Origin of the sequence: Streptomyces sp. Z26, from assembly GCF_003665095.1 — a bacterium.
Classification (GTDB): domain Bacteria; phylum Actinomycetota; class Actinomycetes; order Streptomycetales; family Streptomycetaceae; genus Streptomyces; species Streptomyces phytohabitans.
Genome location: NZ_RCHV01000002.1, coordinates 3314146 through 3335687 on the forward strand (window position 1 = coordinate 3314146; position 21542 = coordinate 3335687).

The following is a 21542-nucleotide window of genomic DNA, read 5'->3' on the forward strand; positions in this document are numbered from 1 at the left end:
CCGGATGAGCCCCGCGTATCCCCCCACTCCTGGTCACAGCCCGCCTCTCCGCGATCACCCACGGCCAACCCCGCTCACTCCCGGGCCCGGTTCGGCCACCGCCAGCGGTGGGTGGGTCAGCGGGCTGAGGGGGAGAACAACCGGGTCTCGTTCAGCCTGGCCCACGCCACGGAGGCGTCCTCCGAGGGGAAGAGTCGCTTCTTCCGCGAACTCCACGCCGCGAGATCACGCGCGACCTCGTCCGGGTCGCGGGGAGCGCCGCCGTCGCGCGTGGCCAGGTAATGCACGCTGGCGAGCAGCTCCATTCCCTCCGGGTATTCGTAGCCGGTGAACGTGCGGCTGAGTTTCTGCCACGCCTGCTCGAACTCGCTGTCGCCCCGCACGATTTCCTCGGCCTTTTCGGCGGTCTCGGGGCGCAGGCTGATATCGGCGCGCGCTCCGCCGGTGCCGTCACCGAAACCGATCACGTGATGACTTTCCAGCGCCGCCATCGCCCGGTCGAGACCGCTGGAGTACGGGCCGTAATGACCGGCCTCGAATCGCAGCCCCAGGTCGGCCCCGGCGCCCTGGAGAAGATATGCGATCTTGTGGAATTCCAGCAGTGACGCCTTGGGCACCTCGGTGATGCCCGCCGACCAGGCGCTCCCGATGTATCTGCCCACCGCGGTCAGGAACCTGGCTCGCTGCCGGTTCAGCTCCGGCGGCGCCGTGGCCGTGGGCATGTCCTCGGGAGAGGGCGTGCCCAGGCCGTAGAGGCGGACATCCACGTCGAGGTCCTGGAGTTTCTCGACGATCAGGGACCGCACCTCGGGCCACGGCAGACCGCCGTTGCCGCAGCCGAGCGGGGGCACGGCGACGCTGGAGATGCGCAATTCACCGAGCACACGCGCCAGATCGTCCAGCCCCGTCCGGATGTCCTCGATACGGGACGGCTGCCGCCAGTGCCTTTTCGTCGGGAAGTTGAGCACCCATCTTCCACCCGGCACGGGGACCGCCTGCACAGTGCCCGGTTTTACTTCCCCCGCCGCACACGCGGCGGCATAGGAGGTGAAAACCTCGGGGAAGGCGCGTTTGAACTGCAAGGCGATTCCCTTGCCCATCACTCCCACCGTATTGACGGTGTTCACCAGAGCCTGCGCGTCGTCACGCAGCAGATTTCCCCGGGTCTCAGTGATCATCGCTGTCGCCTCCCCTCGTTCGAAGTCCAGGATCGCAGGTGTCCGGCGGCCGGTGCGGTTCGTGAACCATCTCTAGAAGTACCACCCGGGTAGGACAGCGACATCCGGCCGGTGGGCGAGGCCGCCGGTGACCGACCCGACCCGCTGCGCCATGGCCGGTGTCCGGACCACGACGCCGACGACCGCGGTCCAGGGTAGGACGCGGTGCACCAGGAACTCCGCCAGCCGACGTTCCCGCCGAGACCCGTCCGTGGGGGTGTTCGTCCAGATCTGGGCCCTCATGACGTCCCAGTCGACATGCGTCGCGAGCCGGGCCGCCTGATCCGTGTACTTGGCCGTCGCGAGCGCCGCGTTACGGTCGGTGGCGGCCCACGCCAGGCCGTGGCCCTCCACCCGTGACACCCGGGACACGAGGTAGACCAGGTCCTCCTGCCGCCCCGAGTAGGTCTTCACTCCGCCTCTGTGGATGCGGTACAGCATCGGGGACCGTGGCGCGAAGTAGAAGGGGGCGTAGTCGGCGACGACTCCGCCGGGGCCCGCCCGTACGGCCTGGGTGCGTCGCCGCTCCTTGATGGTCAGGTCGGCGCACTCCACGGTGTCCGAAGGCTTGCGACAGTCCGCGACGAGACCGGTGGCGGCGATCCCCGCGAGGTTCTCCACATGCGTGAAGTGCAGCAGTCGAGGATCGGCGGTGTCCCACATGAGGGCACAACTCTAGTGCCCGTTCCGTGGTGCCGACCCTCCACCGCATGGCCCGGGGCTGGGGGGCTCTCGTAGGGTCGGGGGATGCGACTGAGCACCTGCATCCTGCCCGTGCACCGTTGGGCCGAGGGCGGTCGGGAGGTGTGGGAGCGGGCCGAGGCGCTCGGCTTCGACACCGCCTACACCTACGACCACCTGTCCTGGCGCGAACCGTTCCGCGACGGCCCGTGGTTCGGCGCCGTACCGACGCTGACCGCCGCCGCCGGTGCCACCTCCCGGCTGCGGCTCGGCACCCTCGTCACGTCGCCCAACTTCCGGCACCCGGTGACCCTCGCCAAGGAACTCGTCACCCTCGACGACCTGTCCGGCGGCCGGATCACCCTCGGTGTCGGCGCGGGCGGGTCCGGCGCGGACGCCACCGCGCTGGGGCAGGAGGCGTGGTCGGCACGCGAACGGGCGGACAGGTTCGGGGAGTTCGTGACCCTCCTCGACACGCTGCTGACGCGGGACGTCACCTCGTACGCGGGGACGCACTACTCCGCGCGGGACGCCCGTATGCTCTCCGGCTGCGTGCAGCGCCCCCGCGTGCCCTTCGCCGTCGCCGCGACCGGCCCGCGCGGCATGCGGCTCGCCGCCCGGCACGGGCAGGCGTGGGTGACGACCGGCGACCCGGCGGTGTCGGGCGCGCCGGACGCTACGGCGGAACGCTCCCGTACGGCGATCGCCGCCCAGCTCGCGCGGCTCGCCGCCGCCTGCGAGGAGGAGGGGCGCGCGGCGGGCGGGCCGGAGAAGGTGCTGCTGACGGGCTTCACGCCGGACGAGCCGCTGGACTCGCTGGACGCGTTCGTCGACTTCGCCGGTACGTACGCCGCCCTCGGCTTCGACGAACTCGTGCTGCACTGGCCGCTGCCCCACTCCCGGTTCGCCGCCGACCAGCGGGTCTTCGAGAAGATCGCGACGGACGGGCCCGGCCAGCTCTGACCCGGGGCCGCCGCCGCGTTCAGCGCAGGGCGTTCGGGGCGTCCAGGGCGAGGCGTTCCGTCGCCAGGTAGTAGAGGGTGGCGTCCGGGTCCAGGGTGACGTCCCAGCCGGGGGCGACCAGCAGCGTGCCCTTCTGCCGTACGGCGATCACCGTGGCGCCGAACTCGCGGCCCAGCCGCGTCTGGCAGTCCCCGAAGGTGCTGCCGGAGAGGGCGGCGGGCAGGCGCGTGGAGTACGTGTTGCCGCCGCCGTCGCCGCTCATCAGGTCCGCGTACACCTCGGTGATGCCCGGGTCCAGCGACTCCTCCGTGAGCAGCGCCGGGGTGTGCCACTGGACGCACTGCACGCGGGAGTTGACGTACCGCAGGTGCTTGCCGCGGTTCATGTCGCGCAGCGCGGCGACGACGTGCGCGTCCGGGCACAGGTGGTCGACGGCGACGGCGACGGCCAGCGTCTCGTTGTCGTCGCGCGCGTCGATGACCACGGTGGCGGCGCGGCCCACGCACGCGCGGGTGAGCACGTCGACGTCGGTCAGGTCGCCGCGTACGAACTCGACCCGCTCCTCCTCCGGCACGGGGTGCTCCGGCGTCTCCTCCCAGGCGCAGAGCACCAGGGGCGTACGCAGCTCCAGGAGCAGCTCGTTGATGATCCGCTCGGTGCGGCCGGGGGTGTAGCCGAGGAGGACGAGGTGGTCGCGTACGTCGAGAGCGACGGCGCCCTTCATGCGCTTTCCCTTCACGGCCTGGATGTTGACGGCCAGTTCGGTGAACAGGATGGTCAGCGCGACGATCCCGCCGACGATCACGTACGCGCCCACGACCTGCCCGGCGGCGGACTCCGGGAAGAAGTCGCCGTAGCCGACGGTGGCGCTGGTGACGAGGAACCACCACCAGTACGTGCCCGGCCGGGCGATCTCGTTCGAGCCGGGCTCGGCCAGCCACATGGCGAGCCAGCTGCTGGCGAAGACGAACAGCGCGACGGCGAGGGCCGCGCGCCAGCCGCGTACGCGGGCGCGGAGGGCTTGGACGAGCTTGGCGACGATGATCGGCACCGGTGTGTCCGTCCCCGTTCGGTGTGGTGCGGTCGCGCCCGATGGCGCGACGCGGTGGGTGGTGGTGCGGCGGTGGCGGTGGTGCGGAGGGGGCGCGCGTGGTGTGCTGCCGCGCCCCGCCGTGGAGAACAGCACCCTAGCCGCAGGGGCGCGCGGCGTCAGGCGTGCAGGATGCGTTCCGGCCGCAGCGGCACCTCGTGCAGGAGCAGGCGGCTGCGCAACTCCCGTACGCCCAGGTCCCGTTTGAGCACGTCGATCACTGTCTCGAACTCGCGGGCGTCCGTACAGACCACGCGCAGCTGGTAGTCGTACTCGCCGGTGAGCCGCATCGCGCCCACCACCTGCGGCACGTCCGCGAGCCGCTGTTCGAACTCGGCCCGGTCGGTGGCCTCGCGCAGCCGTACGTCGCTCAGCATCTCCATGCCGTGGCCGAGCACGGCGTGGTCCAGCTCGGCGCGGTAGCCGCGGATGACGCCGTCCTTGCGCAGGCGGCGTACGCGGTCGGCCACGGTGTTCGCGGAGAGGCGCACGTGGCGGCCCAACTCCTGGTACGTGGCGCGGGCGTCGGCCAGCAGGAGGGTGAGCAGGTCGCGGTCGATGCGGTCCAGGCGGGCGGGGCCGGTGGGGGCGTCGTCGTGGCGGGGGTGCGGGCGGTCGGTGCGCGGCATATCGCCAGCCTAGACAATCTCGGCCCAGGAGGGAAAGCGACGAGAATAACTCGGCACTCAGCGATCAGGTGCCGAGATTACCGAGCCAAGTGCGGCGGCCGTCCTGGCAGGGTCGCGGGTATGGAGATCCTCCTCGCCCGCGCCGCCCTCGCCCCCTCCGTCGTCCTCCTCGCCTCCGTCGTCGCCCGCCGCCTGGGACCGCGCCGCGGCGGGCAGTTGCTGGGCGCGCCGACGACGTCCGGTCCGTTCCTCCTCCTCGTGTGCGCGGAGTCCGGGCCCGGCGCGGCCGGGCGGGCGGCGCAGGGAAGCGTCGCGTCGCAGCTGGTCGTGGCCGTGTTCTGCCTCGTGTACGGGCGGCTCGCGACGCGTACGCGCCCCGCGCGGGCGCTCCCCGGCGCGCTGCTCGCCGCCGCCGGTGCCGCGCTGGTCGCCGCCGCGATCGCCGCCGCCGGTACGGGCTCGGGTGCGGGTGGCGGTACGGGCACGGGCGGCGGTACGGGTGGCGCGGCGCCGATCGTGGCCTGCGCCCTCGTCCTGGCAGTCGTCGCCGCCGGGCTCCGGACCTGGCCGCCCACCCCGCCCGATCGCGTACCGGCGCGCCGCCCCCGCCGCTGGGAGACCCCGATGCGGATGGCGGTGTCGGGCGTGACGGTCGTCGTCGCGGTGGTCGCCGCGCGGGAGTTGGGCACGTACGCGGGCGGGGTGCTGTGTTCGCTGCCGGTGCTGCTGTCCGTGATGGCGCCCGCCGTGCACCGTACGACCGGCTCGCGCGCCGCCGCCGAACTGCTGCGCGGGGCGCTGACGGCCACGGCGGGCACCGTCGTGTTCCTGTTCGCGCTGGCGACGGGTCTGCCGCGGCTGGGTGCGGCCGGTGCGTTCCCGCTGGCGCTCGTCGCGATGCCCGCCGCCGACGTACTCCTCCGTACGGCACTGGCCCGGCGCCCGGGAACAGGTCATATGCCTTGACGGGTATATAGCCGCTTCCGTATATTCGCGTCCCGTGAACGACACCGTCTGGTCGGCCCTCGTCGATCCCCGCCGCCGTGCCGTGCTCGACCTGCTGTGCGAGCGTGAACGTACGGTCGGTGAACTCGTCGACCGGCTCGGCACCGCACAGCCCACCGTGTCGAAGCACCTCCGGGTGCTGCGGCAGGCGGGGCTCGTGCGCGTACGGGTCGACGCGCAACGCCGCGTCTACGGCCTCGAACCGGGGCCCCTCACCGAACTCGACAGCTGGCTCACCCCGTACCGCCGCCTCTGGAACGCCCGTCTCGACGCCCTCGGCGACCACCTCGACCGACAGGCGGAGGCGGCCGAGGGGGATACCGGAACCGGTGACGGGACCGCCTGAGCGCGTACCGACGAACCCTGAGCACGTACCGACGAACCGAGGAGCGCACCACCATGACCACCCGCGTCATCGACGACGGAAGCTACCTCGAACACGACGGCCGCCCGGCCGTCCGCTTCCGACGCCACTACCCGGGGCACCCCGTCGCACGCGTCTGGGCCGCCGTCTCCGAACCCGACGGCCTGCGCCACTGGTTCCCGTCCACCGTGCGGATCGAGCCGCGACGGGGCGGCCGCATCGAGTTCGCGGACGACCCGCACGCGGAGCCCGACACCGGCGAGGTCCTGCGTTACGAGCCGCCGCACGTCCTCGCGTTCACCTGGGGCGGCGACGAACTGCACCTGGAGGTCGCCCCCGGCACGCCGGACGACCCCGACGCGGACGGCTGCACCCTCACCCTCGTCAACGTGCTGGAGGCCCGCGACACCGCCGCCCGCAACGCCGCCGGCTGGCACGTCTGCCTCGGTGAGCTGGCGCGCCACCTCGACGGCCACGCCACCGGCGGCCCGCACGCGCCGGACGCGCAGCCGTGGCGCCCGGTCTACGAGCGGTACGTCGCGGCGGGCGTACCCCACGGCGCGGCCGTCCCCGGCGCCGACGCAACCGGGGACGACGCCTAGGGGGCGGGTGCCGGCGGCGAGGGCTGACGCCCCGCCACGACGCGCGCCCCCGCGCCCGTACGTGCCGTACGCGCCCCCCACGTCACCGCTTCAGCGCCAGCCCCCCGTACACCGCTACCTCCTCCGGCACACCGAACGGCGCGATCTCCAGCCGCCACTGCGAGCAGGTCACCACCCCCGGCGACAGCAGCTCCAGCCCGTCGAAGTACCCGGCGATCTCGGCGGGCGTACGCGGCGTGTACGGGGCGGCCGGGCTGTTGCCGTTGTGGCGGCGGATGGCCTCCACGTACGCCGGGTCGGTCGCGGAACCGTCGTTCAGGCCGAGGTAACTGCCCGGCGGCAGCGCCTCCAGCAGGCGCCGTACGGAGGCACGCGCCTCCTCGTAGTCCGGGACCAGACCGAGTACGCCCATCAGCATCAGGCCGACCGGCCGCGAGAAGTCCAGGGTCTCGGCGGCCCGTTCGAGGATGCTCTCCGGGTCGCGCACGTCGGCGTCGATGTAGTCGCACGCCCCCTCCGGCGAACTCGACAGCAGCGCACGGGCGTGCGCGAGCACCAGCGGGTCGTTGTCCACGTACACGATCCGGCTCTCGGGTGCCACGCGCTGCGCCACCTCGTGCGTGTTGTCGTGCGTCGGCAGACCGGTGCCGATGTCCAGGAACTGCCGTACGCCCTCCTCCTGCGCCAGGTGCCGTACGACGCGGCCGATGAACGCCCGCGACTGGAACGTGATGTCGCGCATCCCCGGGAACACCGAGAGGACGCGCTCGGCGGCCTCACCGTCGACGGGGTAGTAGTCCTTGCCGCCGACCAGGTAGTTCCAGATCCGGGCCGAGTGCGGGCGGGTGCTGTCGATGGTGTCGCTGCCGCTGCCGCGACCGTTGCCGCCGGGCGGTTGTCTGACGCTGTCCCTCATGTCGTCCGCTTTCTCGGGTCCCCGCGCCTTCGGCCGCCTCGTCGCGCGGCCGCGGGTCCCTCGTCGCCGTTCGTGGATGGGTGGTTGGGGGGTGGGGTTGGGTTCTGGTGGGTGCGGGTTTCGTCGTCCGGGGTGTCGTGGCCCGGGGTGTCGTGCGGCGGGCGGAGGGGCGTGGCGTACGGCTCCGTCCGACTCCAGTGTCCCGGCGCCCCGTTCAGCCGTCGCGGCGCACCCCCGCTCCACCCGTACGCCCGTCCATGTCCCCATCCTGCGGCAGCGGGCGCCGCACGGGTACCGGCGCGGGGCGACGGCCGCGCCCCGTCAGGGGGCCGGGGCCGGGGCACCGCCCGGGGGCGGGGGCGCGTGGGTCGGCAGGGACGCGAAGTACGCGCGCTGCGCCGGGTAGTACGCCGTGAAGTCCGGCAACGGCGCGTGCGCGCGGGAGGCGACGAGCAGGTCGAGGTAGAACTCCCAGCCGGGGCCGATCTCCCCGACACCGTCGGCGCTCGGTCGGTGGTGGACGAGACGGAGTTCGGTGACCCCGTCCGCCTCCGAGAGCAGCAGCTCCATCGGCCACGGGTCCGCGTCCCCCGCCTGCTCCGGCGGGGAGGCGTGCGGGACGCCGGGCTCCCCGGGCGCGGACGCGTCGGACGTCGGTTCCTCGGACGGGGACGGGGACGGGGACGCGGGCGCGGACGCGTCGGACGCTTCGGAGGCGGACCCGTCGGCCATGGACACGGCGAGCCGGTACGGCGGTTCGCACGCGTCGATCCGCATCGCGCACCACGGCGCCCCCTCCTCGAACGCCATCCGCATCTCCACCACCCTCCCCGGCCCGGCCTCCCCACGCCACTCGCCGAACCAGCGGGCGGTGCGCGCCGGTTCGGTCACGCTCGCCCACACGTCCTCGACCGGCGCGCGGAACGTACGGGTGAGGACCAGGTCGTACCCCTCCCGCGTACGGACGAGGCGGCCGGTCGGCGTGGGCGGTCCCGAAGGCGCGCGCCGGGACGGGTCGTCGTGGGGCGGATCGTCGTGGGGCGGGTTCATGCCGATTCCTCCTGCTGGTGGTCCGGTGCCCGCGGGTGGTCCGCGGAGTCGTCCGCCGCGTGCCGCCGTTCCCGGCGGGTGCGGCGCACCTCCGTGTCGAGGGCGTCCAGCCGCTGCTCCCAGCCGGCCGCGCGGGTGAACAGGCCGGTCCACGCCTCCAGTTCGGCCAGCGGCGAGGTGTCGAGCGCGTACAGGCGCTGCCGTCCCACGGACTCGTCGCGCACGATCCCGCTCTCGCGCAGCACGCGCAGATGGCGGCTGACCGCCGGGCGGCTGATCGTGAAGTGCCGGGCGATCCCGCCCGCGGACCGGGGCCCGTCGAGCAGCATCTCCAGGATGCGGCGGCGTACGGGGTCCGCGACGGCCGCCGCCACGTCGTCCAACGACGCGGCGGGCGGCGGCTGTCCCCCCTCCTGCTCCGGCGCGGGGCGGTGGGGGCGCGGGCGTTGGCGGGGGGCGGGGAGCTGGCTCACGGACGTAAGCGTAACGCATCAGTTACGCGTATGGGTGGGCGTACGCCGCACGGATCGGTCTGGCCCCACGCATGGCGCTCCGCGCCCGACGCGGGGCACGATGAACGCGGCAACCCGCGCCGCGCCGCGCCGCGCACGACGACGGGCGGAGCGGGCGGGACGGGGCGGTGAACCGGCGGCCGTGGTCGAGCGGGGAAGGCGGTGACGGTGTGACGGAGTCGTCGGAACGGGCCGTGGAACCGGACGCGGGCGCGGCCACCCCCGGTCGGACGGCGGCCGTGCCCCCACCCGACCCCCGCCCCACGCGCCGACACCGCTTCGACCGGGCCGCCCTGCGCGCCGACCTGCGCGCCGCCGTACCCGACGCCACCGCCGCCCTCGTCGTCACCGCCCTGATCTACGCGTGGCTGTACGCACGCGTCCAATCCGGCACCTCCGCCACCCTCGCCGTCATGCCGTTCCTCGCGGACGCCGACACGTACTGGATGTACTGGCTCTGCCAGGCGTTCGGCTGGTCCGCGCTCCTCTGGTCCTGGATCACCCTCGTCCTCGGCCTCGTCCGCTCCAGCGCGCGCCCCGCACCCCTCCGCGTACCCGCCGCCCGCGTCGAACGCTGGCACCGCACCACCAGCCTCACCACCATGGGCCTGATGTTCGCCCACGCGTTCCTGTTCTTCGCCGAACTCGTCCGCGACAACGGCGACGAACTCGCCTGGCCCGGCCGCCTCACCAGCGCCTTCACCGACACCTTCGTCCCTGGCGGCTACACGTCCGGCACCGGCCGCCTCGCCATCCTCATCGGACTCCTCGCCTTCTACCTCGCCGTACCCCTCGGCCTCGCCTACTACCTCCGCCGCTCCACCGGCGGCCGGACGTGGCGCGCCCTCCACCGCTTCATCGTCGTCGTCTACGTCCTCAGCGTCTGGCACACGCTGCTGTACGGCACCAACGTCTGGTACGACGGCACCTTCCGCACCCTCGTCTGGCTGCTCCAACTCCCCGTGGCCGCCCTCTTCCTGGCCCGCCTCCTCGCCCCCGCCCGGCGCGGCGACCGGCTCGGCCCGCCACCGCGCCGTACCGCGCCGCGGCACCCGTTCCCGTACGCGCTCCCGTACGCACTACGGCTCGCGGCGCGGCTCGCCGCCGCGGCCACCCTCGTCGTCCTCCTCGCCGTGCCCGCCACCGGGCGGGACGGCGGCCGCACGCCGGACGGCGAGGCCACCGCGCCGGGCGTCGAACCCGGCACGGTGTGGGCGGGGTTGGCGGTGCTGTGCGTCACCGTGGCGATCACCGCGTACCGCACCCGGCCGCGCGCGACGGCCCGTACGGGGACGACTTCCCGTACGGGGGAGGCTTCCCGTACAGGGGAGGCTTCCCGCACGGGGGAGGCGGCGGGGCCGTCGTGACCGGCGGCCGGGTGCGCCGCGTTCGGGAGGGCGCCGTGCCTACGGGGGCGTCGCGCCCGTTCCACCGAACCGTTCGACGCGGAACCGGGCCGGTGGGCGCGTCGCGTAGCGGGTCGTCGTCCCGACCGCCCACACCTCGTCCGTACCGGGGACCGGCGCGAGATGCGTCATCATCGGCGTCAACCCCTCGGCGAGCGGCCCGCGTTCGCTGACCCAGCCGTCGCCGCCGCGACGCAGGTAGTGGGTGCGGGCACCGTCCCAGAAGTCCCAGCCGGACAGCAGCGCGGGACGGCCGTCGGCGTCGGCGACGACCGAGAACAGGGCGCCGACGCCGAACGGGAGGCTGTCCCGTTCGGACACCCACTCCGTACCGTCCCAGCGGAGCAACACGACGCCCGGCGGCTTGTCCGGCGGGCCACCGGGTCCGAACGCGGCACCCACCGCCCACACCTCGTCCGGCGCCACCGGCAGCAGGTCGGTGACGGTGAGGCGGATGCCGCCGGGGGAGGGCAGCACCGTCCAACCGCCCTGGTGCCAGCGGGCGATGGCGTCGCCGGACACCCAGACGGAACCGTCGGGTGCGGTGCGTACGTTCCACAGCGCGGGCGGGCCAACGGGGCTGTCGGGGTCCGTGGGGTCGGTGGGGCTGTCGGGAAGGGGCGGCAGCCAACGCCACCGGCCGCCGGACCGCCGCAGCAGGCGGGCGCGACCGTCCCGTACGCCCGCCGCCCACACGTCGCCGTCCGCCGCCACGGTGAGGGCGGAGAGACGGGTGCCCGCCTCGGCGCGGCCGGGGAAGGGGCAGTCCTGCCACGTCGTACCGTCCCAGCGGAGCAGGCGGTCGCAGCCCGCGCCGGTGTCGCCGCCGATCGCCCACGCGGCGGGGGGAGTCGGGGGCGTGGCGGATGGGGCGGACGTACCGGATGTCGGGGCGGTGGGGGCGGTGGGGAGCGCCGCGACCCCGGTCAGGGCGCCGACCAGGGCGAGGTGGTCGAGGTCGGTGTGCGACCAGGCCGTACCGTCCCAGTGGAGCGCCAACGGCTGTCCCGGCGCGGTGCCGTCCCGGCCCTGCTCACCGACCGCCCAGGCGCGGTTGGGCCCGGCGGCGGCCACCTTGAGGAGCCGCGCGGCGGAGACACCCGGCGGTACGGCGACCTCCTGCCAGCCCAGCAACGCCCGTCGACCCCGCGGGGACGGTACGCCTGTCCCGTTCGGGCCCTTCAGCCCGGGCGCGCTCCGGCCGTGGGCCACGGCCGACTCCGGCACCGCGCCCCACCCCAACCCGGCCGTCATCCCCGCCAGTCCCGTGACGAAGTGTCGTCTTCGCATGATCGGTCCCCTCTCCGACGTGTCCGCGAGAGGCATCGTCGACGAGGAGGCGATGGAGGGCAATGAGGGCAGATGAGCCCTTCGGGCCGAAAAGATGTCACGTGTCTGCGGTACGCGGCCCGCACCACCCTGCGGAACCTCCCCCTCCGTAAGGGCCCCGCTTCACCGTGTACGGCAGCCGCTCGTTCCCCTGGGCGGGGCGCAGTCCGGAGCGTCGCCCTCCGGCTCAGGCCCGTTCGCCGCTGCCGCGGGGTCGTTCCCCGTACGGGGGTGGCTCGGCCAGGCGGTCCATCGTGCGGGCCGCGACCTCCCGTTCGGCGGCCGCCGCCACGAAGGCGGCGGTGCGGTCCGCGCCCACCAAAGCCCGTACGGCTGCCACCGTCGCGGCCGGGAGCGCCACCCACTCCGTCTCGGCGCCACCGGGTCGGGCCGCCGCGTCGAGGGTCCCCGGGTGCCCGGCGGCGGTGACTGGTGCCTCCGGCGGGTCCGTCGCCGCGCCCACCCGGGCGTCCCGGCTCTCCGCCACCGCGGCACCGGCCCCGACGCCGATCCCGACGCCACCCGCGCCGACGGCCGTCCCCGGCGCACCCGACACCACCGCGTCGTGCAGGTGGTCACGGAGGTTGCGGGTCGCCAACAGCTGCATGGCGCGGGCGAGTTCCGCGTCGACGGCCTGCTGCGCGAGGGGCCGCAGCTTCCGTACCAGCTCGGCCGCCTCCCCGACCTCCGCGCTGCTCGGCGTGTGCCCGAGGTAGCGGGCGAAGACGTGCTCGTTGGTGAAGTCCACGAAGCGGGCGGCGATGTGCTCCACCCGGGAACGCAGCTCCCGCAGATGTCCGCTGACCGCCGTCAGCGGCACCCCGGCGTGGTGCAACTCGGCGGCGACGGCCAGTTCCTGGGGGCTGGGCACCACGAACTCGCCGGTGCCGTCCGGGGCGGGCACCAGCACGCCCAGCGCGACCGCCTCCGACACCGCCTCGTCGTCGTACCCGCCGCCGAACAGCTCGCTCAGCTCCGCGCGGGTGAGGCGGCTCGACTGCTCGTCGCTCCAGGGGCCGTCGACCTCGGTGACCAGGCCGAGGACTCCGCCGAGGCCGCGGCCGGTGTCCCACGCGTCGAGGAGTTCCTTGATGGAGGCGAGGGTGTAGCCACGTTCGAGCAGCTCGGTTATCTGCCGCAGGCGCGCGAGGTGGGTGTCGTCGTAGACGTTGGCGCGGCCGCGGCGTTCCGGCCGGGGGAGGAGCCCGCGGTCCTGGTAGGCGCGGATCGTACGGACGGTGGCGCCGCTGCGGTGCGCCAGATCCTCTATGCGGTACTCGGTGAACGCCACACCCTCACCTTCCCCTTCGCGCCTGGCACCCTGGGCGCCGGACCCCCTCAGCACCGTGCTCTGCCCTCACCACACCGCTCTCACCACCGGAGCCGACCCACGCCGGTGCCGCAACGGGGCGGTGCCTTCGGTCACTTCCGCTGCCTGGGGGCCCTCCCCCCCCCCGCCCCCACCCCTCCCCTCGCCCCCCTGCCCCGTTCGCCGACCCGGGTCTCACAGCCGCGGCTTGACGCGGGCCAGCGCCCGCGCCGCGCCCGGTGAGACGCGGGACAGCAGGCGTGCGCCGTGCGCCTCCGGCGTGACCGGGACGACGGCCTCGTCCCGTACGACCGCGCGGAGCACCGCGGCGGCGACCTTCTCCGGCGGGTAGTTCCGCATGCCGTACAGCTTCGCCGTCCGGTCCTGTCGGCGTTTCTCCTCCGCCGTGTCGGTGCCCGCGAACCGCGTCGTGGCCGTGATGTTCGTGTCGACGACGCCGGGGCATATCGCGCTCACCCCGATGCCCTGGCCGGCCAGCTCCGCGCGCAGGCACTCGCTGAGCATCAGCACGGCGGCCTTCGACGTCGCGTACGCGGGCAGGGCGCGCGACGGCTGGAACGCGATGGCCGACGCCGTGTTCACGATGTGGCCGCCCTGACCCCGCTCGGCCATCTGTCTGCCGAACGTCCGGCAACCGTGGATGACGCCCCACAGGTTGACGTCGAGGACCTTCCGCCACTCCTCCACGCTCGTGTCCATGAAGTCCCCGGAGACGCCCGTACCGGCGTTGTTGACCAGCACGTCGACCACGCCGTGCTCCGCCGCGACCCGCTCGGCCAGCTGCTCCACGGCCTGCCCGTCACCGACGTCGACGGTCTCCGCCCACGCGCCGGTCGCGCCCGCCCGCCGCGCCGTCTCCGCCGTACGGGCCGCGCCCTCGCCGTCGCGGTCGACGGCGACGACCCGCGCACCGGCCGCCGCGAACGCGAGCGCGGTCGCCCGGCCTATGCCGCTGGCCGCCCCGGTGACCACCACCAGCTGCCCGCCGAAGCGCTGTGCGTACCGGCCGGTCCGCGGCGCCGCCGCGGGCGGGGCGTCACCGCCCGCGCCCGGCTCGTGGGCGGCCGCGAACCCGGCTATCCAGAGCGCGAGTTGGTCGGGTCTCGTGCGCGGCAGCCAGTGCTTCGCGGGCAGTGTGCGCCGGGTGAGGCGCGGCGCCCACCTCTCCAGGTCGTCGTACAGCCGCTCGCTCAGGAACGCGTCCCCGGTCGGAGTGATCAGTTGTACGGGGGCGTGCGCGTGGCAGTCCTCGCGGGGTCTGCCGAGTCGTGCCCGTACGTTGTCGCGGTAGAGCCAGGCGCCGTGTGCGGCGTCGGTCGGCAGCGACGCTGTCGGGTACGGGCCGGGTGGCACCTTCTCCAGTCGCTGGAGGATGCGCGGCCAACTCCTGCCGAGCGGTCCCCGCCAGGCGGCCTCGGGCAGGACCGGGGTGTGCAGCGCGCCCACGTACCAGGACTTGACGCCCTGGTTGAGGAGTTGGGCGACGCGGCGGGGCGTGGGCTTGGCCAGCCGTTCCCTGATCCAGTGTCCGAAGTGGTCGAGGGAGGGGCCGGACATCGAGGTGAAGGAGGCGATGCGGCCCTGCGTGCGGGCCACCGTCACGAACTCCCAGCCCTGCACCGATCCCCAGTCGTGGCCGACGAGGTGCACGGGTGCGTCGGGGCTCACGGTGTCCAGCACCGTCAGGAAGTCATCCGTCAGCTTCTCCAGGGTGAAGCCGCCGTGCAGCGGCTTCGGCGCGGACGAGCGGCCGCAGCCCCGCACGTCGTACAGCACGACGTGGAAGCGGTCGCGCAGGCGGGCGGCGACGGGCGCCCAGACCTCCTTGCTGTCGGGATAGCCGTGCAGCAGCAGGACGGTGGGGTGCGACGGGTCGCCCAGCTCCGCGACGCACAGCTCGACGCCCTCGGCGGTACGGACCCGGTGCTCCCGTGCTCCCGGCAGCACCGGTTCGTGGGTGTCGCCGCTCCGTTCCGGACCGTTCGCCATCTGCCCCGGCTCCTCCCCCGCTGCCGCTCCCCTTTCCCGTTCCGGTCCGCGTCCCTGCTCGCGCTTCCGCCCTTGCTCGTCCGTGCCCATGCGGCCCCCTCACCAGCCGTGTTCCGCTGCTCCACCCGCCCCGCGCGTCCGCCCCGCGCCACCGCCACCGCCCCCGCCCGCGGCGGAGGGCCGGAGCGGAGCCGGGCCGAGGCGTTCCGGCTTGCGCGCAACCTGACACCGATGACTGTGACAACGACCGATGGCGCAGTCAAGATCGAGGTACGCGCCTGTGGATACTGCCGGTAACGGAACTTTCGTCCCCTTGCCCCTGACCCCGACCCGCGCTTTCGTACCGGTGCCCTTAGGGGCCCGTCCGCCTCCGGTACGACGCCGATGCACGCCCACCGGGGGACGTGTTCCCGCGCACAAGGGCACTAACTTCGTGGGGTGACTGTGATCGCGACCCAAAGCCTGACCATGCGGTACCCACGGGTGACCGCTCTCGACCGGCTGACCGTGGACATCACACCAGGTGTGACCGGTCTGGTGGGTGCCAACGGCGCCGGAAAGTCGACCCTGATCAAGATCCTGCTCGGGTTGTCGCCCGCCACCGAGGGCAGCGCGCACGTCCTCGGCCTGGACGTGTCCCACGAGGGCGGCGCCATCCGCGAACGTGTGGGCTACATGCCGGAGCACGACTGCCTGCCGCCCGACGTGTCGGCGACGGAGTTCGTCGTCCACATGGCGCGGATGTCGGGCCTGCCGCCCACCGCGGCCCGCGAACGTACCGCCGACACCCTGCGGCACGTCGGCCTGTACGAGGAGCGGTACCGCTCCATGGGCGGCTACTCGACCGGTATGAAGCAGCGGGTGAAGCTCGCCCAAGCACTGGTGCACGACCCGCAGTTGGTGCTGCTGGACGAGCCCACGAACGGCCTCGACCCGGTCGGGCGCGACGACATGCTGGACCTGATCCGGCGTGTCCACACCGACTTCGGCATCTCCGTGCTGGTGACGTCGCACCTGCTCGGTGAGTTGGAGCGCACCTGCGACCACGTCGTCGTGATCGACGGCGGGAAGCTGCTGCGTTCCTCGTCCACGGCGGACTTCACACAGGACGCGGCGTCCCTCGCGGTCGAGGTCACCGACACCGACGCGCGGCCGGACGGTACGGCCGCGCTGCGTGCCGCGCTCACCGCCGCCGGGCTCACGGTGAAGTCCCTCGCGGACGGCGGCGCGCCGGGCAGCGGGCACGTGCTCCTCGTCGACGTCGAGGGGGAGTCGGTGTCCGACACCGTCCGCGACGCCGTCGTCGACCTCGGGCTCGGCCTGGTGCGGATGGAGCAGCGCAGGCATCACATCTCCGAGGTGTTCTCCGACGACACCCCCGCCGCGGGCAGCCACGAGGGCGGCAGCGGCGGCGATGACACCGGGGCCGGTACGGCCCACGACCCCGCCGCCTGGCAGCGGCAGTACGCGGGCACCCGCGCGCAGGAAGGGGGCAGTGGCGATGTCGCCTGAGCCCAGCCCGACGCCCGTCGCACCACGCGGCACGGACGTCATCCACAACATCGGCTACCGCAAGTACGACGGTCCCCGTCTCGGCCGCGCCTACGCCCGCCGCTCGCTGTTCCTCCAGACGCTGCGCGGCGCGTACGGTCTGGGCCGGGCCGGTAAGTCGAAGGTGCTGCCGATGATCCTCTTCGCGGTGATGGCGCTGCCCGCGGGCATCATCGTGGCGGTCGCCGTGACGACGGGCGCGGACGAACTGCCCGTGGGTTACGCGGAGTACGCGGTGCAGCTCCAGTTCGTCATCGCCCTGTTCGTGGCGGCGGTGGCGCCGCAGGCGGTCTCGCTCGACCTGCGGTTCAAGACGATCCCGCTGTACTTCTCGCGGCCCATCGAACGGAGCGACTACGTCGCGGCCAAGGCCGCCGCGCTCGCCGCAGCCCTGTTCGTCTTCATCGCGTCACCCGTGGTGATCCTGTACGCGGGGGCGCTGCTCGCCAAGCTCGACTTCGTCGACCAGACCGGCGGTTTCGTGCAGGGGGTCGTGTTCTCGGCGCTGTACGCGCTGGTGTACGGCGGGGTCGGGTTGGCGGCCGCCGCGCTCACGCCACGTCGCGGGTTCGGCGTCGCGGCCATCATCGCCGTACTGACGATCCCGTACATGCTGGTCAACGCCTTGCAGAGCATCGCCACGGAGCAGGACAGCGACGCGGGCGGCTGGCTCGGGGCGGCCTCTCCGGGCACGTTGCTCACCGGGGTGCAGGAGAAGTTCTTCGGCGGTGACTCGCTGTTCGCCGGTGCCGTGGAGCTGAGCGACGCGCAGGGCGCCGTCTACCTCCTGCTGCTCGCCGGGCTGATCGCCGGTTCGTACGCGCTCCTGCTGCGCCGCTACGGGAAGGCCGGACTGTGACCGCCTTCCCGCCGCCCGCCGCACCGCCGCCCGCCGTCCCGCGGCCCCTCGGCCCGCCGCCCACCGCACCTTCGCCCGCCCACTCCCAGCAGCCAAGGAACGGGTCGCGCTCATGACCACCCTCACCATCGACCGCACGTCCCGCTGGTTCGGGAACGTCGTCGCGGTCAACGACGTCACCATGGAGATCTCCCCGGGCGTGACCGGCCTCCTCGGCCCCAACGGCGCCGGGAAGTCCACCCTCATCCACATGATGGGCGGCTTCCTCGCGCCGTCCACCGGCAGCGTCACGCTCGACGGCGCGCCGATCTGGCGGAACGAGAAGGCGTACCACGAGATCGGTCTCGTGCCCGAACGCGAGGGGATGTACGACTTCCTCAAGGGCCACGAGTTCGTCCTCGCCAACGCCGAGCTGCACGGTCTCGCCGACCCCGGCGCCGCCGCCCGCCGGGCGCTGGCCACGGTCGACATGGAGCACGCGCAGGACCGCCGGATCTCCACGTACAGCAAGGGCATGCGGCAGCGCGTGAAGATGGCGTCGGCGCTGGTCCACGACCCGTCGGTGCTGCTGCTCGACGAGCCGTTCAACGGCATGGACCCGCGGCAGCGCATGCATCTGATGGACCTGCTGCGGAAGATGGGCGACGACGGCCGTACGGTGCTGTTCTCCTCGCACATCCTGGAGGAGGTGGAGCAGCTCGCGTCGCACATCGAGGTGATCGTCGCGGGGCGGCACGCCGCCAGCGGCAACTTCCGGAAGATCCGCCGTCTGATGACGGACCGGCCGCACCGCTACCTCGTACGTTCCAGCGACGACCGTGCCCTGGCGGCGGCCCTCATCGCCGACCCGTCCACGGCCGGTATCGAGGTCGACCTCGGCGAACACGCCCTGCGCGTGCAGGCCGTCGACTTCACCCGCTTCACCGAGCTCCTGCCGCGGGTCGCCCGCGAGCAGGGCATCCGGCTCCACACGGTCTCGCCCTCGGACGAGTCCCTGGAGAGCGTCTTCTCGTACCTCGTCGCGGCCTGAAAGGAGCCTGAGCGATGTCCGCGTACAACCCCACGGTCGCCCGGCTCACCTACCGTGCGCTCCTCGGGCGCCGCCGCGCGCTGACCCTCTGCGTGCTGCCCGCGCTGCTGCTGGCCGTCGCGGTCGCCGTCCGCGCCATGGTCGGCGCCGACGACGACGTCACCGCCGAACTCCTCGGCGGCTTCGCCCTCGCCACGATGGTGCCGCTCATCGGCGTCATCGCCGGTACGGGCGCCATCGGACCGGAGATCGACGACGGTTCCGTGGTCTATCTGCTGGCGAAACCGCTGAAGCGGTCCACGATCGTCAGCACGAAGCTGATCGTCGCGATCGGTGTCACCGTCGTCTTCTCGGCGGTGCCGACGCTCGTGGCGGGCTTCGTACTGAACGGCAACAGCCAGCAGTTGGCGGTCGCGTACGCCGTGGCGGCGGCCGTCGCCTCCGTGGCGTACAGCGCGCTGTTCCTGCTGCTCGGCACCGTCAGTCGGCACGCCGTCGTGATCGGCCTCGTCTACGCGCTGGTCTGGGAGACCCTCTTCGGCAGCCTGGTGCCCGGTGCCCGGACGCTGTCCGTGCAGCAGTGGGCGCTGGCGCTCGCGGAGCGGATCGGCGGCGACGGCATGATCACGTCGGACGTGGGTCTGCCGCTCGCCGTCGTGCTGCTCGCCGCGGTGACCGCGGGCGGCGCCTGGTGGGCGGGGCAGAAGCTGCGCACGCTGACCCTCGCAGGGGAGGGGTGAGCGCGCCGCGCGGCTGAGGGCCGCCGCCCGTCTGCCGCGTCACGCCGCGCCGCCCGGTCCCCGTCGAAGGGGGGCGGGCGGCGCGGCGGGCGTTCCGGCCGGTGCGGTGGCGGGGTCAGCCGGCGAGCAGCTTCTCCAGGACGACGGCGATACCGTCGGCGTCGTTCGACTCCGTGACCTCGTCCGCCACGGACCGCAGCTCGGTGTGGGCGTTGGCCATCGCCACGCCGTGCGCCGCCCACGCGAACATCGGGATGTCGTTGGGCATGTCGCCGAACGCGAGGGTCTCCGACGCGTGGACGCCGAGGCTGCGTGCGGCCACGGCGAGGCCGCGGGCCTTGCTCAGCCCCAGGGGCAGGAGTTCGACGACGCCGGGCCCGGCCATCACGACCCCCACCAGGTCGCCCGCCGACTCGCGTGCGGTGCGGGCGAGTTCGTCGTCGCTCAGCTCGGGGTGCCAGAGGTAGACCTTGTTGAGGGGTTCGGCCCACAGCTCCGCCGGGTCGTCGGTCACGAGGACCTCCAGCGGGCCGTCGCCCTGCGGGAAGCCGGGGCCGACGACCACCGCGCCGTCCAGGCCGTCGCGGGACGCGGCGAGCGCCAGGGGGCCGGTCTCCGCCTCGATCCGTGCCAGCGCCAGTCCGGCCAGCTGCCGGTCGAGGGTCACGGACGTCAGCAGGCGTTGTTCGCCCGCGTGGTAGACCTGCGCGCCCTGCCCGCAGACGGCCAGGCCGGTGTGGCCCAGGTCGGCCAGTATCCGCTTCGTCCACGGCACGGCCCGGCCCGTCACCACGATGTGCGCGGCGCCGCGTGCGCAGGCCGCGTCGAGGGCGTCGCGGGTGCGGCGGGAGATCGAGTCGTCGGAGCGCAGCAGCGTGCCGTCCAGGTCGGTGGCGATCAGCCGGTACGGGAACGGCGCCGTCTCCGCGGGCCCGTCCGCGGCGGGCCCGGTCACCCCGGGCCCGTTCACCGCGCGACCGGTTCGAGCACCTCGCGCCCGCCCAGGTACGGCCGGAGGACCTCCGGGACCCGTACCGAACCGTCGGCCTGCTGGTGGTTCTCCAGCAGCGCGACGATGGTGCGGGGCACGGCGCACAGCGTGCCGTTCAGCGTGGCCAGCGGGCGTACGCCGCCGTCCTGGCCCTTGCCGCGCATCCGGACCGACAGGCGGCGGGCCTGGAACTCGTCGCAGTTCGACGCGGAGGTCAGCTCCCGGAACTTCCCCTGCGTGGGAATCCACGCCTCGCAGTCGAACTTCCGGGCCGCCGACGCGCCGAGGTCACCGCTCGCCACGTCGATCACCTGGAAGTGCAGGCCCAGCCCGGTCAGCCACTCCTTCTCCCACTCCAGCAGCCGCCGGTGCTCCGCCTCCGCCTCCTCCGGCGCGACGAACGAGAACATCTCGACCTTGTCGAACTGGTGCACGCGGAAGATGCCCCGCGTGTCCTTCCCGTACGAGCCGGCCTCGCGGCGGAAGCAGGGCGAGAAGCCCGCGTACCGCAGCGGCAGCCGGTCGGCGTCGACGATCTCGTCCATGTGGTACGCGGCGAGCGCCACTTCGGAGGTGCCGACCAGGTAGAGGTCGTCGTCCTGGAGGTGGTAGACGTCGTCGGCCGCCTGGCCGAGGAAGCCGGTGCCCTCCATGGCCTGCGACTTGACGAGGGCGGGCGTCAGCATCGGCGTGAAGCCCGCCGCGGTGGCCTGCGCGATCGCCGCGTTGACCAGGGCCAGTTCGAGGAGGGCGCCGATGCCCGTCAGGTAGTAGAAGCGGGCGCCCGACACCTTCGCGGCGCGTTCCACGTCGATGGCGCCGAGGAGCTGGCCCAGCTCCAGGTGGTCCCGGGGGGTGAAGCCCTCGGCCCCGAAGTCCCGCGGCTCACCGACGGTCTCCAGGACGGTGAAGTCGTCCTCGCCGCCGACGGGCACCTCGGGGTGCACCAGGTTGCCCAGGCGGCGCAGCAGCTGCTCCGCCTCGTCCGCGGCGGTGTCCTGCTCGGCGTGCGCGGCCTTGACCGCCGTCGACAGCTCGCTCGCCCTCGTCAGCAGCGTGACCTTCTCCTCGCCCGCGGCTTTGGGGATCAGCTTGCCGAGCTGCTTCTGCTCGGCGCGCAGCTGGTCGAAGCGGAGGCCGGACGACCGGCGCCGTTCGTCGGCGGAGAGCAGCGCGTCGACGAGGTCGACATCCGCTCCACGGGCTCGCTGCGAGGCGCGCACACGGTCGGGGTCCGTTCGAAGGAGGCGAAGGTCAATCACCCCGCCAGCGTACCGGTGCCCTCCGA

General features: G+C 73.5%; 21 protein-coding genes. 9 read left to right on the forward strand and 12 right to left on the reverse strand.

Annotation, left to right across the window (positions count from 1 at the left end; genetic code table 11):
• Positions 1-116: 116 nt before the first annotated feature.
• Together D7M15_RS14710 and D7M15_RS14715 are read right to left on the reverse strand one after the other, a co-directional pair.
• Positions 117-1178: a macro domain-containing protein gene (locus tag D7M15_RS14710; protein ID WP_121517932.1), complete on the reverse strand. Its 1062-nt coding sequence runs from the start codon at positions 1176-1178 to the stop codon at positions 117-119.
• 72 nt (positions 1179-1250) lie between these two features.
• Positions 1251-1880, reverse strand: a complete 630-nt coding sequence (locus tag D7M15_RS14715) for a DUF4433 domain-containing protein (protein WP_121517933.1) — start codon at positions 1878-1880, stop codon at positions 1251-1253.
• A gap of 84 nt (positions 1881-1964) precedes the next feature.
• On the opposite strand from D7M15_RS14715, the gene D7M15_RS14720 reads away from it, so the two are divergent.
• Positions 1965-2861, forward strand: a complete 897-nt coding sequence (locus D7M15_RS14720; protein WP_121517934.1) for an LLM class flavin-dependent oxidoreductase — start codon at positions 1965-1967, stop codon at positions 2859-2861.
• 19 nt (positions 2862-2880) lie between these two features.
• Here the strand turns inward: D7M15_RS14720 and D7M15_RS14725 are convergent, their stop codons facing one another.
• Together D7M15_RS14725 and D7M15_RS14730 are read right to left on the reverse strand one after the other, a co-directional pair.
• Positions 2881-3912 (reverse strand): ion channel, encoded by a 1032-nt coding sequence (locus D7M15_RS14725; protein ID WP_121517935.1) that lies wholly within the window; start codon positions 3910-3912, stop codon positions 2881-2883.
• A 158-nt stretch (positions 3913-4070) separates the two neighbouring features.
• On the reverse strand, positions 4071-4580 hold the full coding sequence (locus tag D7M15_RS14730) for an Lrp/AsnC family transcriptional regulator (RefSeq protein WP_206337367.1): 510 nt from the start codon (positions 4578-4580) through the stop codon (positions 4071-4073).
• Positions 4581-4700: 120 nt separating this feature from the next.
• Between D7M15_RS14730 and D7M15_RS14735 the strand changes: the two genes are divergently transcribed.
• From D7M15_RS14735 to D7M15_RS14745, 3 genes are read left to right on the forward strand one after another with little or no spacing between them, the layout of a single operon-like run.
• Complete coding sequence (locus tag D7M15_RS14735) at positions 4701-5546, forward strand: hypothetical protein (protein WP_121517936.1); 846 nt, start codon at positions 4701-4703, stop codon at positions 5544-5546.
• Positions 5547-5580: 34 nt separating this feature from the next.
• Entirely contained in the window at positions 5581-5931 is a 351-nt protein-coding gene (locus tag D7M15_RS14740; protein WP_121517937.1) for a metalloregulator ArsR/SmtB family transcription factor, read from the forward strand.
• 53 nt (positions 5932-5984) lie between these two features.
• A complete protein-coding gene (locus D7M15_RS14745) occupies positions 5985-6551 on the forward strand; it encodes an SRPBCC family protein (protein WP_121517938.1) in 567 nt (188 codons plus the stop codon).
• 82 nt (positions 6552-6633) lie between these two features.
• On the opposite strand, the gene D7M15_RS14750 is transcribed toward D7M15_RS14745, so the two are convergent.
• The 3 genes from D7M15_RS14750 to D7M15_RS14760 form a co-directional block, all read right to left on the reverse strand.
• On the reverse strand, positions 6634-7467 hold the full coding sequence (locus D7M15_RS14750) for an SAM-dependent methyltransferase (RefSeq protein ID WP_121517939.1): 834 nt from the start codon (positions 7465-7467) through the stop codon (positions 6634-6636).
• Between the two features lie 321 nt (positions 7468-7788).
• A complete protein-coding gene (locus D7M15_RS14755) occupies positions 7789-8409 on the reverse strand; it encodes an SRPBCC domain-containing protein (protein ID WP_346428833.1) in 621 nt (206 codons plus the stop codon).
• A gap of 104 nt (positions 8410-8513) precedes the next feature.
• A complete protein-coding gene (locus tag D7M15_RS14760) occupies positions 8514-8990 on the reverse strand; it encodes a metalloregulator ArsR/SmtB family transcription factor (protein ID WP_346428807.1) in 477 nt (158 codons plus the stop codon).
• 209 nt (positions 8991-9199) lie between these two features.
• Between D7M15_RS14760 and D7M15_RS14765 the strand changes: the two genes are divergently transcribed.
• Positions 9200-10396: a ferric reductase-like transmembrane domain-containing protein gene (locus tag D7M15_RS14765; RefSeq protein WP_346428808.1), complete on the forward strand. Its 1197-nt coding sequence runs from the start codon at positions 9200-9202 to the stop codon at positions 10394-10396.
• 39 nt (positions 10397-10435) lie between these two features.
• Here the strand turns inward: D7M15_RS14765 and D7M15_RS14770 are convergent, their stop codons facing one another.
• The 3 genes from D7M15_RS14770 to D7M15_RS14780 all read right to left on the reverse strand — a co-directional run bounded on the left by D7M15_RS14770 (position 10436) and on the right by D7M15_RS14780 (position 15083).
• Positions 10436-11725 carry a hypothetical protein gene (locus D7M15_RS14770; protein WP_127201751.1) on the reverse strand — a complete coding sequence of 430 codons (1290 nt, stop codon included), beginning with the start codon at positions 11723-11725 and terminating at the stop codon, positions 10436-10438.
• A gap of 226 nt (positions 11726-11951) precedes the next feature.
• The gene (locus tag D7M15_RS14775; RefSeq protein ID WP_121517943.1) at positions 11952-13055 is read right to left on the reverse strand and encodes a MerR family transcriptional regulator; all 1104 of its coding nucleotides are present in this window, start codon (positions 13053-13055) and stop codon (positions 11952-11954) included.
• 213 nt (positions 13056-13268) lie between these two features.
• Positions 13269-15083: an SDR family oxidoreductase gene (locus D7M15_RS14780; RefSeq protein ID WP_121517944.1), complete on the reverse strand. Its 1815-nt coding sequence runs from the start codon at positions 15081-15083 to the stop codon at positions 13269-13271.
• A 444-nt stretch (positions 15084-15527) separates the two neighbouring features.
• Between D7M15_RS14780 and D7M15_RS14785 the strand changes: the two genes are divergently transcribed.
• The 4 genes from D7M15_RS14785 to D7M15_RS14800 all read left to right on the forward strand — a co-directional run bounded on the left by D7M15_RS14785 (position 15528) and on the right by D7M15_RS14800 (position 19263).
• A complete protein-coding gene (locus tag D7M15_RS14785; RefSeq protein WP_121520797.1) occupies positions 15528-16595 on the forward strand; it encodes an ABC transporter ATP-binding protein in 1068 nt (355 codons plus the stop codon).
• Positions 16585-17493 (forward strand): ABC transporter permease subunit, encoded by a 909-nt coding sequence (locus D7M15_RS14790; RefSeq protein WP_121520799.1) that lies wholly within the window; start codon positions 16585-16587, stop codon positions 17491-17493. Before D7M15_RS14785 ends, D7M15_RS14790 begins: the two co-directional genes overlap by 11 nt.
• Before the next feature lie 112 nt (positions 17494-17605).
• Positions 17606-18523: an ABC transporter ATP-binding protein gene (locus D7M15_RS14795; RefSeq protein WP_121517945.1), complete on the forward strand. Its 918-nt coding sequence runs from the start codon at positions 17606-17608 to the stop codon at positions 18521-18523.
• A 14-nt stretch (positions 18524-18537) separates the two neighbouring features.
• Complete coding sequence (locus D7M15_RS14800) at positions 18538-19263, forward strand: ABC transporter permease subunit (RefSeq protein WP_121517946.1); 726 nt, start codon at positions 18538-18540, stop codon at positions 19261-19263.
• Positions 19264-19378: 115 nt separating this feature from the next.
• Here the strand turns inward: D7M15_RS14800 and D7M15_RS14805 are convergent, their stop codons facing one another.
• Both D7M15_RS14805 and serS read right to left on the reverse strand, forming a co-directional pair.
• Complete coding sequence (locus tag D7M15_RS14805; protein WP_121517947.1) at positions 19379-20218, reverse strand: HAD family hydrolase; 840 nt, start codon at positions 20216-20218, stop codon at positions 19379-19381.
• Positions 20219-20229: 11 nt separating this feature from the next.
• Entirely contained in the window at positions 20230-21516 is a 1287-nt protein-coding gene (serS, locus tag D7M15_RS14810) for a serine--tRNA ligase (protein WP_121517948.1), read from the reverse strand.
• Positions 21517-21542: the final 26 nt, after the last annotated feature.